Annotated in this window: 11 protein-coding genes and 1 tRNA gene; 7 read left to right on the top strand and 5 right to left on the bottom strand. The window is 70.0% G+C overall.

All coding sequences use genetic code 11. The features are described 5' to 3' along the window. Positions 1-77 precede the first annotated feature (77 nt). Complete coding sequence (locus tag AB0E78_RS05240; RefSeq protein ID WP_361828643.1) at positions 78-1,628, bottom strand: metallophosphoesterase; 1,551 nt, start codon at positions 1,626-1,628, stop codon at positions 78-80. A gap of 59 nt (positions 1,629-1,687) precedes the next feature. Between AB0E78_RS05240 and AB0E78_RS05235 the strand changes: the two genes are divergently transcribed. From AB0E78_RS05235 to AB0E78_RS05210, 6 genes are all read left to right on the top strand, one after another. Then, positions 1,688-2,038, top strand: a complete 351-nt coding sequence (locus AB0E78_RS05235; protein ID WP_361828642.1) for a metallopeptidase family protein — start codon at positions 1,688-1,690, stop codon at positions 2,036-2,038. A gap of 99 nt (positions 2,039-2,137) precedes the next feature. Then, complete coding sequence (locus tag AB0E78_RS05230) at positions 2,138-2,713, top strand: hypothetical protein (protein WP_361828640.1); 576 nt, start codon at positions 2,138-2,140, stop codon at positions 2,711-2,713. 303 nt (positions 2,714-3,016) lie between these two features. Continuing rightward, the gene (locus AB0E78_RS05225) at positions 3,017-5,365 is read left to right on the top strand and encodes a DEAD/DEAH box helicase (protein WP_361828639.1); all 2,349 of its coding nucleotides are present in this window, start codon (positions 3,017-3,019) and stop codon (positions 5,363-5,365) included. 358 nt (positions 5,366-5,723) lie between these two features. Further along, positions 5,724-5,987 (top strand): hypothetical protein, encoded by a 264-nt coding sequence (locus AB0E78_RS05220; protein ID WP_361828637.1) that lies wholly within the window; start codon positions 5,724-5,726, stop codon positions 5,985-5,987. A gap of 65 nt (positions 5,988-6,052) precedes the next feature. Beyond that, positions 6,053-7,612, top strand: a complete 1,560-nt coding sequence (locus AB0E78_RS05215) for an amino acid permease (RefSeq protein ID WP_361828635.1) — start codon at positions 6,053-6,055, stop codon at positions 7,610-7,612. Between the two features lie 110 nt (positions 7,613-7,722). Next, positions 7,723-7,795 (top strand) — tRNA-Lys (locus AB0E78_RS05210). Between the two features lie 108 nt (positions 7,796-7,903). Here the strand turns inward: AB0E78_RS05210 and AB0E78_RS05205 are convergent. From AB0E78_RS05205 to AB0E78_RS05195, 3 genes are all read right to left on the bottom strand, one after another. Continuing rightward, on the bottom strand, positions 7,904-8,596 hold the full coding sequence (locus AB0E78_RS05205; RefSeq protein ID WP_361828633.1) for a GAF and ANTAR domain-containing protein: 693 nt from the start codon (positions 8,594-8,596) through the stop codon (positions 7,904-7,906). A gap of 82 nt (positions 8,597-8,678) precedes the next feature. Then, positions 8,679-9,407: a GAF and ANTAR domain-containing protein gene (locus AB0E78_RS05200; RefSeq protein WP_361828631.1), complete on the bottom strand. Its 729-nt coding sequence runs from the start codon at positions 9,405-9,407 to the stop codon at positions 8,679-8,681. Next, positions 9,404-10,147, bottom strand: a complete 744-nt coding sequence (locus AB0E78_RS05195; RefSeq protein WP_361828629.1) for a GAF and ANTAR domain-containing protein — start codon at positions 10,145-10,147, stop codon at positions 9,404-9,406. Before AB0E78_RS05195 ends, AB0E78_RS05200 begins: the two co-directional genes overlap by 4 nt. A gap of 391 nt (positions 10,148-10,538) precedes the next feature. Here AB0E78_RS05195 and AB0E78_RS05190 point away from each other — a divergent pair, with 391 nt between their 5' ends. Beyond that, the gene (locus AB0E78_RS05190; protein WP_361828627.1) at positions 10,539-11,276 is read left to right on the top strand and encodes a GAF and ANTAR domain-containing protein; all 738 of its coding nucleotides are present in this window, start codon (positions 10,539-10,541) and stop codon (positions 11,274-11,276) included. 601 nt (positions 11,277-11,877) lie between these two features. On the opposite strand, the gene AB0E78_RS05185 is transcribed toward AB0E78_RS05190, so the two are convergent. Continuing rightward, positions 11,878-12,225 (bottom strand): MerR family transcriptional regulator, encoded by a 348-nt coding sequence (locus AB0E78_RS05185; RefSeq protein WP_361828625.1) that lies wholly within the window; start codon positions 12,223-12,225, stop codon positions 11,878-11,880. Positions 12,226-13,043 lie beyond the last annotated feature (818 nt).

Below are 13,043 nucleotides of genomic sequence, written 5' to 3'. Positions count from 1 at the left end.
AGGGCCCACCTGGGCGCTGTGCAGCGCGTCGGGGACGTGAGAAGCATATGGGATGCGGGGAGCTATCGCCAAAACGGTTATCGGGGGGTCGGGGAACCGCTCCCCGGGGAGCGGCCCGGAGGGGGCGGCGAAGGGGTCGCCCCGGGCTGGTTCTCCTTGGGGAGATGGCGGCTGACCTCCGCCTTCGTCAGGCCGAGCCCGCCCAGTTTGATCTCGTCCCAGGCCTGGAGGCGCCGGCTGTCCCGGTCCAGGTAGAGGACCGACGCCTCGACCGGATCGGGGTACTTGCCCTCCACCGCCCGCAGCCCGCTCCCGCCGGTGGAGCCCTCGATGCGCAGCCGCGTCCCGCGCTCCATGACCTCCATCTCCTGGTGGTGGACGTGGCCCGCGAGGACGAGCGGCACCTCACCGTCCGTCTCGCGCGCGGCGTCGGGGTTGTGCGCGACGGCGATGTCCACGGGCGTGCCCGCGGTCTGCTGGTCGCGCAGGGCGGAGGCGAGCCGGATGCCCGCCATCTCCTCGACGGGTCTGCCCTCCGCGGCGACCGAGCGGTCCGGGGTGTACTGCGGGTCGCCCGTCCCCGCGAACCGCAGGCCCGCGACCGACACCGCCTTGCCCTCGTCCAGGACGCGGACGTTCTTCATGCGCTGGAGGTAGCGCTGGGTGGTGTGGGAGTCGTGGTTGCCCCTGACCCACACGTACGGGGCGCCCAGGTCCTCGATCGGGTCGAGGAAGGCGTTCTCGGCGGCGCTTCCGTGGTCCATGGTGTCGCCGGAATCGACGATGACGTTGATGTCGTACTGCTCGACCAGGGAGGCGATGATCTTCCAGCTCGCCGGGTTGAGGTGGATGTCCGAGACGTGCAGGACCCGGATCGTGGACGGGTCCGGCTGGTACGCGGGGAGCGTCGACGTCGCGTCGTACAGCTTCGTCACGTTGGTTACCAGGCGTGCCAACTCCTGCTGGTAGACGTCGAATTCGCTGACGATGTTGCGGGCGTTGCCGACCACCGACGGCGCGCTGCTGAGGAGGCCGGAGAACTTGGGTTCCAGGACCGACTTCGGGTTCCACGTCGCGTACGCGAGCGCGCCCGACGCGGCGAGCAGGGCCAGGGCGAGGCCGCCCGCCGCCAGGGCCCGGCGCGGGCGCCGGTAGACCGCGAGGCCCAGTGCCGTGGCGCCCGCGACGACGGCGGCGCAGGAGCGTACGGCCAGGTCGAGCGTGCCGTGCCCGACGTCCTGTGCGACCTCGTCCTGGAGGCCCGCGATCCGCTCGGGATGGTCGACGAGGGCCTGGGAGCGGACCGGGTCCAGGCGGTTCACGTCCACGTCCAGGCGGATGGGCGCGACGTGCGAGCGCAGTTCGAGGGCGCCCAGCGGGGAGACGTCGATCTTCGTGCCGCCGCTGAGCGAGGGGCGCAGCGTCATCCGGGTGTCCATCGGGCCCACCGGCGCGTGCACGCTGCCGACGATCAGCAGGCCGAGCCAGGCGCCGAAGAGGACGACCGCGACCATGCCCACGGCCCGGCCGTAGGGATGCGGAGGGCTGATGAGTTCGCCGACCGGACGAGGGTGGCGGGATCGGTAGTGGCGTACGAGGGCGGCTAGCGCACGGAAGTCGCGGGCCATTGGGCCCGTATGCCCATGGGGAGGGGCGGCTATGCGGGGTGGTGGCCGACAATGGGGGTGTGCTGGAGATGACGCGGGAAGAGTTCGAGGAACTGGTCGCCGAGGCGCTTGACCGGATTCCTCCCGAGTTGACGCGGTTGATGGACAACGTGGCGGTGTTCGTGGAGGACGAACCACCCGCCGAGGATCCCGAGCTGCTCGGGCTCTACGAAGGGACGCCGCTGACCGACCGGGGCGAGTGGTACGCGGGAGTGCTGCCCGACCGGATCACCATCTACCGCGGGCCGACCCTGCGCATGTGCGCGTCGCGGGAGGAAGTGGTCGCGGAGACCGAGATCACCGTGGTCCACGAAGTCGCACATCACTTCGGGATCGACGACGAGCGCCTGCACGCCCTGGGGTACGGCTGACGGTCGGCGGCACGGCCGTCTCCCGGTCCGTGTCCTCTTGCGGGGCAAGGGAGTTGGGTAGGGCGTCCCCGCTTCTCAGCGCCTCGGAGGTGCTCGGCCGTGCGCCAGTTGTACGTTCCTGTCCGGTTGGCCGCGGCGGCGGTGGCCGTCATGGCGACCGCGGGCTGCATGAGCATCGGCGACGACGGGGGCGGTGAGCCCGGCCCCAAGCGGTCCGCGGGCGAGCACAGCGCGGCGGCCGCCCCCGACGGCGGAAGTGCCGGGACCGATGCCGGTTCGGCCGGCGGCGGCAAGGCGGGCCGCGCCGACGCGAAGGGCGGCAAGCACGGCAAGGGCAAAGGCAAGGGCAAGGGGAAGAGCGGCGGCAAGGGGGGCTCGGGCAAGCACGGCGACTCCGGTTCCGACGCCGCCCAGGCCTCGGCGACCGCGACCGGCGGTGGCGGTGACCCCGCCCCGCCCACGAAGGACGGGCGCCCGACGCCCACGCGGACCAGGCCCGACCCGCCGCGCCCCACGCCGACGCCCGATCCCCCGAAGCCGACCCCCACGCCGACCCCCGAGCCGACTCCGGAGCCCTCGTCGTCGGCGCACGAGGGCGGGCAGGCGGCGCAGCTCGGGGAGCGGTCGGAGGGGCTCAGGTCACGCGAACCTTCACCGGAGGCGGGGCCTGCCTAGCGTTCGGTGAGGCCGATCCCTCGGTGGGAGCCGTTTCCGCCCCTGTCCGAAACCCGCTTCGTCGCAGGTGAGACGAGCTGTGGGGGGCGGAATCCAAGGTGCCCGGAGGGTGCGGTTTGCCTTCTGGGGGGTCGGGTGCGTATGGTGGTAGATCGTTTGATCCCATTTGCCCGGCGCCGAAAAAGAAGAGCGCCGCGTGGCGCGTACTCTCCCTTGCCGTGGCTGACCGCATAGAGGCGGTCCATTGCGAAATCACGGAGTTGACGGGCGCGTGCCGAGACTCCGGAAGGTTTCGCATTTCGCATGTCCATTTCTCATTCTGACCACGCCGTCCTGCCCGAGAACGAGACGACCGACGAGCTGACGGTCGAGGCCGTCGCAGAGGCCGTCGCAGAGGTCGTCGAGACCATCGAGGCCACCGACATCGCTGATGTCGTCGAGGCCGCCGAGCAGGTCGTCGTGGAGACCGAGGCCGCCGCTGAGGCCGCCGACGAGGTCGACGAAGACGCCGAGACCGGCCCCACCTTCACTGACCTCGGTCTGCCCGAGGGCATCGTCCGCAAGCTCGCCCAGAACGGCGTGACCGCCCCCTTCCCGATCCAGGCCGCGACCATCCCGGACGCCCTGGCCGGCAAGGACATCCTCGGCCGTGGCCGCACCGGCTCCGGCAAGACCCTCTCCTTCGGTCTGCCCCTCCTGGCCACGCTGGCCGGCGGCCGCACCGAGAAGAAGAAGCCCCGCGGCGTCATCCTCACGCCGACGCGTGAGCTCGCGATGCAGGTCGCGGACGCGCTTCAGCCGTACGGCGACGTGCTCGGCCTGAAGATGAAGGTCGTCTGCGGCGGTACGTCCATGGGCAACCAGATCTACGCGCTCGAGCGCGGCGTCGACATCCTCGTCGCCACCCCGGGCCGTCTGCGCGACATCATCAGCCGCGGCGCCTGCTCGCTCGAGGACACCCAGATCGCGGTGCTCGACGAGGCCGACCAGATGTCCGACCTGGGCTTCCTGCCCGAGGTCACCGAGCTGCTCGACCAGGTCCCGTCCGGCGGCCAGCGCATGCTCTTCTCGGCCACGATGGAGAACGAGATCTCCACGCTGGTCAAGCGCTACCTGACCAACCCGGTCACGCACGAGGTCGACAGCGCCCAGGGCAACGTCACGACCATGACGCACCACATCCTGATCGTGAAGCCCCGCGACAAGGCGCCCGTCACGGCCGCCATCGCCTCGCGCAAGGGCCGCACGATCATCTTCGTCCGCACCCAGCTGGGCGCCGACCGCATCGCCGAGCAGCTCTGCGAGTCCGGTGTGAAGGCCGATGCGCTGCACGGCGGCATGACGCAGGGCGCTCGTACGCGCGTTCTTGAGGACTTCAAGAAGGGCTACGTCAACGCGCTCGTCGCGACCGACGTCGCCGCCCGAGGCATCCACGTCGACGGCATCGACCTGGTCCTGAACGTGGACCCGGCCGGCGACCACAAGGACTACCTGCACCGTTCGGGCCGTACGGCCCGCGCCGGCCGCAGCGGCACGGTCGTCTCGCTCTCCCTCCCGCACCAGCGCCGTCAGATCTTCCGTCTGATGGAGGACGCGGGCGTCGACGCCACGCGTCACATCATCAACGGCGGCGGCACCTTCGACCCGGAGGTCGCCGAGATCACCGGTGCCCGTTCGATGACCGAGGTGCAGGCGGACTCCGCGGGCAACGCCGCGACCCAGGCCGAGCGTGAGGTCAAGGACCTCACCAAGGAGCTGGAGCGCGCCACCCGCCGCGCGACGGAGCTGCGCGAGGAGGCCTCGCGTCTCACCGCGCGTGCCGCCCGCGAGCGTGGCGACGACCCGGAGACCGCGGTCGCCGAGGCCACCGCCGCCGCCGAGGCCGTCGTCGAGGCCGCTGTCTCCGTCCCGGAGCAGCAGCCCGCCGCGCCGGCCCGCGAGGAGCGTTCCTCGTACAGCCGTCCGCAGCGCGACGACCGTGGCAACTACGAGCGTGAGCGCCGTGACGACCGCGGTGGCCGTTCCTTCGAGCGTCGTGACGACAACCGTGGCGGTGGCTCCGGCTTCCGTGGCGGCGACCGTCGTGAGGGCGGTGGCGGCTTCAACCGTGACCGCAACGACCGTGGTGGCTCCGGCTTCCGCCGTGACGACCGCGGTGGCTCCGCCCCCCGTGGCGGCGACCGTCGTGAGGGTGGCGGTGGCTTCAACCGTGACCGCAACGACCGTGGTGGCTCCGGCTTCCGCCGTGACGACCGTCCGTCGGGCGGCGACCGTGGCGGCTTCCGTGGCGGCGACCGTCGTGAGGGTGGCGGTGGCTTCAACCGCGACCGCAACGACCGCGGCGGCTCCGGCTTCCGTCCCTCGGGCGGCGACCGCCGTGAGGGTGGCGGTGGCTTCAACCGTGACCGCAACGACCGTGGTGGCTCCGGCTTCCGCCGCGACGACCGCCCCTCCGGCGGCCACCGCGGCAGCGACCGTCCGTTCAACCGCGACCGTCGTGACGACCGTCCGGCGAGCGGCTCGGGCGGCTTCCGCTCCGGCGGCCACGACCGCCCGTCGTACAACCGCAACGCGGGCACGTCCGGCACCGGCACGGGCACCGGCTCGTTCGGCCGCCGCGACGACAAGCCGCGCTGGAAGCGCAACGGCTGATCTTTAGCCGCATCTGCCTGACCGAAGGGCCCGCACGACGTCACCGTCGTGCGGGCCCTTCGTCGTGCGCGGGTTCTGCGGGCCGTGTCGATGTCAGTACGGGCTGTTACCTTCGGGCTTGATCGAAGCAGTGGTCCGGTGGGGAGCCGGGCCCAGAGGGACCCCGTGATTCGTCATGCCTTCGTACACAGCGCGGTGGCCGTCGCGCTCGCGTCATCAGCCGTCGTCGCCACGCCATGGGCGGCCGCGGCGGCAGAGAACGGCCCACCGGAGCAGCCTGCCTCCGACGGGGCGTCGTCTCGACGGAGCGCACCTGTCTCTCCCCCGCCCCGTCCCGCCAGGAAGCGTCCCGGAGGAGGTGCCGGCGTTCACCGATGTGGACTGGCGCGTACGGGGCTTCGACGGCACGGCGTGGGGGCCGTGGAGCTCTGACGACGGCCGCGGCCTGTGCGGGTTCGTGTACGACACCGAGCAGCCGGCGAAGCCGTCGGTCTCGTCGCCGGAGTACCCGGACGATCAGAAGTCATGGCACGACGGAGTGGGGTCGTACGGCACGTTCACGGTCGACTCCTCCTCGGACGACACCGTGTCGTACGTCAATGCGGGAGACCCGTCGGTCTGAGCGTCAGGCGTCTTCCGGCCAGCGCTGACGCATGTCGTGCCCCCGGTGAGGGAATCGCTGGGGGCATGACAAGTGACAGAGAGCGGCAGGAGTCAGCAGCACCCGTACCCGTCGCCGGGTCCGACGAGGCTCGCCTCGCTCAGCTCGGTTACACGCAGGTCCTCGCGCGGCGCATGTCCGCGTTCTCCAACTACGCGGTCTCGTTCACGATCATCTCGGTCCTGTCCGGCTGCCTGACCATGTATCTGTTCGGCATGAACACCGGCGGTCCCGCCCTGATCACCTGGGGGTGGGTCGGGGTCGGACTGATGACGCTGTTCGTGGGTCTTGCCATGGCGGAGATCTGTTCCGCCTATCCGACCTCCGCCGGGCTGTACTTCTGGGCGCACCGGCTCGCGCCTAGCCGTACCGCTGCGGCCTGGGCGTGGTTCACGGGGTGGTTCAACGTGCTCGGGCAAGTCGCCGTCACCGCCGGGATCGACTTCGGCGCGGCCTCGTTCCTGGGGGCGTATCTGAATCTGCAGTTCGACTTCCAGGTCACCGAGGGGCGGACGATCCTGCTCTTCGCCGCGATCCTCGTGCTCCACGGACTGCTCAACACCTTCGGGGTGCGCATCGTCGGGCTGCTGAACAGCGTCAGCGTCTGGTGGCATGTGGTCGGGGTCGCCGTCATCGTCGGCGCGCTCGCCTTCTCGCCCGACTCGCATCAGTCGGCGTCCTTCGTCTTCACCGAGTTCGTCAACAACACGGGGTGGGGGAGCGGGCTGTATGTGGTTCTTATCGGGCTGCTGATGGCCCAGTACACCTTCACCGGGTACGACGCCTCCGCCCACATGACCGAGGAGACCCACGACGCGTCGACCGCCGGGCCCAAAGGCATCGTCCGGTCCATCTGGACGTCCTGGATCGCCGGATTCGTGCTGCTGCTCGGCTTCACGTTCGCCATCCAGTCGTACGACGGGGCCCGCGAGTCGGCGACAGGGGCGCCCCCGGCACAGATCCTGCTGGACGCCCTCGGTGCGACCACCGGCAAGCTGCTCCTGCTCGTCGTCATCGGCGCCCAGCTCTTCTGCGGCATGGCGTCCGTGACCGCCAACTCCCGCATGATCTACGCCTTTTCGCGCGACGGAGCGCTGCCGTTCTCGCACATCTGGCACACGGTCAACCCGCGTACGCGCACACCCGTCGCGGCCGTCTGGCTCGCGGCGCTCGGGGCGCTCGTCCTCGGTCTGCCCTATCTGATCAACGTCACGGCGTACGCGGCGGTGACGTCCATCGCCGTCATCGGGCTCTACATCGCGTACGTCATCCCGACCTTCCTGCGGCTGCGCAAGGGCGATGAATTCGAGCGCGGGCCCTGGCACTTGGGCCGCTGGTCGCGCCCGATCGGCATCGTCGCGGTGGCCTGGGTCGGCGTGATCACCGTCCTCTTCATGCTGCCGCAGGTCTCGCCGGTCACCTGGGAGACCTTCAACTACGCCCCGATCGCCGTTCTTGCCGTCCTGGGCTTCGCCGCGACCTGGTGGTTCGCGTCGGCCAGGCACTGGTTCCTGAACCCGGACCACGAGCGCACGGCGGCCCGCGAGGCGGCCCGGCGCGGGGCGCCCGAACCGGCCGATCCCTGAGCACGCGGTGGCCGTCCCGGGCCCGCCGCGGACCGCGCGACGGGCCCGGGAGGCGATACCCGATCGGACGGCTTGCCCGTTCCCGCTATGCTCGTGGGGTGCATCCGCACGGACCGTTAGCTCAATTGGCAGAGCAGTGGACTTTTAATCCATTGGTTGTGGGTTCGAGTCCCACACGGTCTACAGGAAGTGGGTGAGGGGAAGACCCCTCTGACCTGCTACGCAGCGCCCGGGTCGGCTTCGGCTGGCTCGGGCGCTTCCTTGTTTCGGCAGTCGTCCGCGCACGCGTCCCTAGTCGAGTCGGTGGGTGTCGATGACCTGTTCCGCTGTGTGCAGCAGGGGCTGGTTGTGGCTGAAGGCGTGGGCGCGGAGGCGGGCCAGGGCGTCTTCGGGGGTGAGCCCGTCCTTGGCTGCGAGGACACCGGCGGCCATGTGGACGGTAGGGGGGTAGCCCTGTGGTCCGCGCTGGGTGGGCCGGGAATGGCTGGAGAGCAGGTGAGGGTGCTCCTCCAGGGCGAGCAGGGCCAGAATGCGGGCGTAGGCACTGGCCCGCTCCTGATGGGCGGGGCTGAACGGGGTGGGCTCGACGCGGTAGAGATCCATGGCGCCGATGGCGAGGGCGCCGATCGTCAAGGGGAGCGCCAGAACGCTGCGTGCGCCCTGTTCCCTCGCCAGGGGGGTGTAGACGGGCCAGCGGTCGGCCGCGTGGTGCAGGTCCACGGCGTCGACGGGGGCGCGGCGGGTGTAGGCGTCGGTGCATGGCCCTTCGCCGGTGATCAGCTGGGCGTCTTCCGCCCTCCGGGCGCGCTCGTCCGTGGCGGTGGCCAGCAGACGCAGTTCTCCGGCGACGACGAGGGTGGCTCCGGCGAAGTCGGCTTCCACGTCGTCGGCGCATGCCCGGCAGGCGACGGTGAGTGTGATGCCGCCGGTGTGAGCAGCGGTGTTGATGCGCTGCCAGGCTGCGGTCTGGTGGTCCTGGGTCACGAAGTGTCCCTGTGACGGGGTGGCGGGAGGGACACGTCCTTCCGCCGGGGTCTGGGGCGGGGTACCTGGCCGGGGTGCGCGGTCAGGGGCGTTGGATGGCGGAGGAGTCGATGGAGCCGTCGATGAGCTGCTTGCAGAGCCCGGCCAGGGTCTGCCGGTGAGAGCGGGCGTGTTGGCGCAGGGCGTCGAATGCCTCGTCGAGGGTGGCCTGCCAGCGCTCGGCGAGGATTCCCTTGGCCTGTTCGATGACGATGCGGCTGGAGAGGGCGGCCCGCAGCTGGGCGCGCTCGATGTTGCCGTGCACGACGGTGCGGTGCTGCAGGATGGCGATGGTGGCCACGGCGGCCAGTGCCTGCGCCACCCGCGCGTCAGCGTCGCTGAGTTTCTGTTCCCGGGAGTCGAAGAGATTCATCGCTCCCACGACCTTTTGGCGCAAGCGCATCGGCAGGGCGTGGGTGGTGGCGAATCCGGCCTGGAGGGCCCGCTCGGCGAAGAGCGGGAAGGCAGCTGTCTCCTCGGGGGACTTCAGGGAGATGTTGAAGCGGGAGGTGCCACTGCGGTGGCACTCCACGCAGGGTCCCTGGTCGGCCTGGAGGGCGAAGAGTTCCAGTAGCCGGGCGTGCTCGTCCGACGCGGCGATCAGCTGCAGGCCCCCGGCGGGGTCAGCGAGCATGACGCCCACGGCGGAAACGTCCAGCAACTCGTTGCACCGTTCGCACAGCTGGTGCAGGAAGTCGATCAGGTCGAAGTCGTCGACGAGGGTGTCCACGGCATCGACCATGGCTGCCAGCAGTTGTTCTTCACGTGTCATGGCCCTTCAGTCCCTTCACCGGCAGGATCGTCCGGCCCGTTTTCATCATTGTGGAAGGCCAGCCGCCTGGCTACCACGTCCTCGGCTACCTCCAGCAGCGGCTGCCCGTGCCGGTAGGCGTGGGCGCGCAGCCGCAGGAGGGCCTGGGCGAGCGAGACCCCGGCCTGGACGCTGACCATGCCACTGGCCTGGTGAACGGCAGCCCGGTAGAAGTCCGAGGAGTCGGCGGCGGTGGCGAGGGCTTCCTGTTGTGGACCGCTCTCCAGCAGGAGGGAGGTCAAAGCGTTGGCCACCAGCCAGGTGTCGGTCATCGCGGTGTCCGGGAGCGGACCCGGCGCCGTGCGTTGCAGCGTCATCGTGCCCAGGCAGGCCGACCCGACGGACAGCGGAAAGCAGAAGACGGCGCCGACGCCCAGCGCCGTGGCCTCGGGCAACAGCACGGGCCACCGGCCGGCCGGCACGCGCGAGAGGTCCGCCACCAGGACGGGCCTGCACGAGGCGGCCACTTCGAGCACCGGTCCCTGCCCCAGGGTGAACTGCAGGTCCTCCAGCCACGTGCTGGCGCCTGCTGTGGACCACAGCAGTTCGCTCAGGCCGTTGTCGGTGGTCGCGGAGACGGCGATGCCGTCCACGAGCAGGGCCTGGGCGCACAGCTTCGGGTCGGCACCGATCAGACTCGTGTCACCGGAGGAGGGATGCAGGCTCTGCAGCACGTAAGCCAGGTCACTGTCGGTGCCCACTGCTCTCACCTCCCGTCACGGCCTCAGGGGGGGGCGACTCCGCGGCGCGGAGGACGCACTGATGACGCATCCAGTCTAGGGAGCTTTTGCTGCGGACACTTTCCTTCCCCGTTTCGGTGTCGAAGGTGGCGAGGCGGCCGACTTGCTCCGCGGGCTCCGCGGGCGAAGCAGGCAGGCAACCGGACGTCTGCGGACGCCGCTGAACGCGAGGCGAGGCGTACGGTGGAGACACAGGCTGCCCGAAGGCGACGCTGCTCGCCCACCTCACCCTGACATTGGCTTCCGATCCGGGCAGCATCGGCGGTGAATGCCGGAGTTCGGACGCCACTATGACCGCGCGCCTCCATAGCGCTTGCCAGCCTGCCTGCCCTGCTCGTGCACCGAGTCTTCGGTGACGGCCGCCCGCGGTGAGGCCGTCATCCTCGCCTCCCGCTACACCGGAGACGCCGAACCCGGACTGCGCATCGGCCAGGCGTGCCGGAGGGCCCTGCACAGCGCGTACTCCGTGGGGCTCACCCTGGCGGTCGATGCCGCCCTGGCGCAGCGGGTATCGCTCTGCGCGGCCGGCCCGCTGGCCCGCAAGGGCGAGGAGCTGCAGATCAGTCTCGGAGAAGGGCCCTGCGTACAGGCCCTGAGCCAGCGCGCTCAGGTCCTGGTCGCCGATCTCGACGACCCGGAAGCCACCCGGCACTGGCCTGTCTTCGCGCAACAGGCGAAGACGCACTACATCCGCGCCGCCTACGCACTGCCGATCCTCAACGGCGCCGACCCGGCCCGGCAGGCCGGCCTCGCCCTCACCCTCTACCGTCACCGCCCCGGCCCGATCTCCGACGCCGACCTGCAAGTTGCCCAGGACCACGCCGACGCCGCGGACCTCCTGCTTCTGACTACGCCCGTGCCGACCGAGGACGAGCTCGTCCACGCCTGGCTCCTGCCCGTGGAGGCCGTGGTCCACCAGGCCATCGGCATGATCAGCTACCGCCACTCCCTCACCACCGGCCAGGCCCTCGCCCTGCTGCGCGCCCATGCCCACACCCGGGCAACGCCCCTGCCCAGCCTGGCCCGTGCCATCGTCCACGATCACTGCACGCTCCTCGACCCGCCCGCTTCCGAGAACGGAGAGGGCTGACGTGGGTGCGGTCAGTTGCCGGGAGTCGAGAGCGCCTCAAGGCAGAAGAGCAACTGGTCCGTCCATCGCAGGCATGGGGCGGGCTACTTGGAAAGGCCCTCTACCGCAGTTGCCGACGGAGCCATATCCTGATCCCGGACGAAGGATTCATGTGCTGTCACTGACCACGTGATCCCAGCAGGCTCCCAGCCCCCGAGCCGGAACAACACCGAGGCCCGGCTGGAGCCGCATCGCCGACAACGCAGCTCCAGCCTCCGCCCGACCGGCATGTGGGGGCTATTCCCGCATCCCCAACACCGGGAGGGCCCTCGTGAGGATGGAGCGGAGGGGAGCCGCGCATCCTCACGCTTGGGGATCGCCGTCGCACACCGGCGGCGATTCCCAAGCCCGGCCGCACGGCCGGTCTGTCTCAAGTCTCCCACCGCGGACCGCCACTGGACCGGTTCCGTGGATATCTCGTCGCATGGCAGGGCGAACCGAAACAGGCCCACTGCCGACCTCGGGTGACCGAGCTTTCTGCCGGTTCGCCCACCGGCCCCGCCCGACCACGGACCGGCACAGCAGACAGCGAGTAGCGCGAGCACACCCGCAGTCGCAGGGCTCAGCCGGTTTGACGCGTGGCTGTCGGGGTCGCTGCTTCGGCGGCGCGGTGATGTTCGGCGTTGATGCGCTGGGCTTCTTCGAGTTGGTCTTCGAGGATGACGATGCGGCAGGCGGCCTCGATGGGGGTGCCCTGGTCGACGAGTTCGCGGGCGCGGGCCGCGATGCGCAGCTGGTAGCGGGAGTAGCGGCGGTGGCCGCCCGCCGAGCGCAGCGGCGTGATGAGGCGGGCCTCGCCGATGGCGCGGAGGAAGCCCTGGGTGGTGCCGAGCATGTCGGCGGCCCGGCCCATGGTGTAGGCGGGGTAGTCGTCGTCGTCGAGACGCCCGAACGAATCGTCTGCTGTCACTTGCACCTCTCTATGGAACGCGTGGAGGGGCCCGGGTGCCGTATGGCACCCGGGCCCCGAAGGAACTGCTACACCATCTGCCGGCCCTGTTGCTGCGCCGGCCTTCTGTTTCCGCAGACCCGACCGAGATGCTGTCGGGACTGCCGGGATCGCGGTTGCTTGACCGGAGACCACCTCACTATCGATGTCCTGCGGTACCCGGGCTCAAAAGTCCACCCGGGCGATCCTCCTGATGGCGCTCGGCTCCTCCGTTCTTCCCTCTTGAATCACTTGCTTACCTACGGGAACTGCGTACTGCTGGTGATGCGAACTACTGGTGGCCTTCCATAGCGCCACTCTTCGGCAGCCAGCCCCGTCGCCTCTCCTGCATCTGCTCTGGCTTAGAACCCCACTGCCGAACCTCCCGGTGCGCGCGCCCGCAGCCGACGCCTTCACCGAGGTGCTGCTCACTTGCCTTCACTGCTGGGTACTGCGAACTGCACTTACTGGTAATGCACTTGCGTGTACTGCGGTCCTGCTCGCGGAGGCCCCTGATCACTGCGGGCCGCCCGGTCCGGTCGTCAGTCCCGTCGCCGTCCTGCAACCGCTCTGGCTTCGGAACTCCACCACCGCACCGTCCTGCGCACTGCACTTGCGGGTACTGCTGCCCGGCAGTTCGTCTCTGCCGGGCCCTGCTGTCTCTCTGGGTTACGAGAGAAACCATAACCACACCATCACTCAATGTCTACTCCAGCCGACATAGATTTTCGCGTGTTCGATGGTGAGGTAATCGACCTCGAACAGTGGCGGTGGACGCACGGCAAGACCGTCCTCGTGAC

The organism is Streptomyces sp. NPDC032198 (assembly GCF_040636975.1).
Classification (GTDB): domain Bacteria; phylum Actinomycetota; class Actinomycetes; order Streptomycetales; family Streptomycetaceae; genus Streptomyces.
The sequence above is the reverse complement of the archived record's forward strand: the minus strand, read 5'-3'. Positions and strand labels throughout refer to the sequence as shown.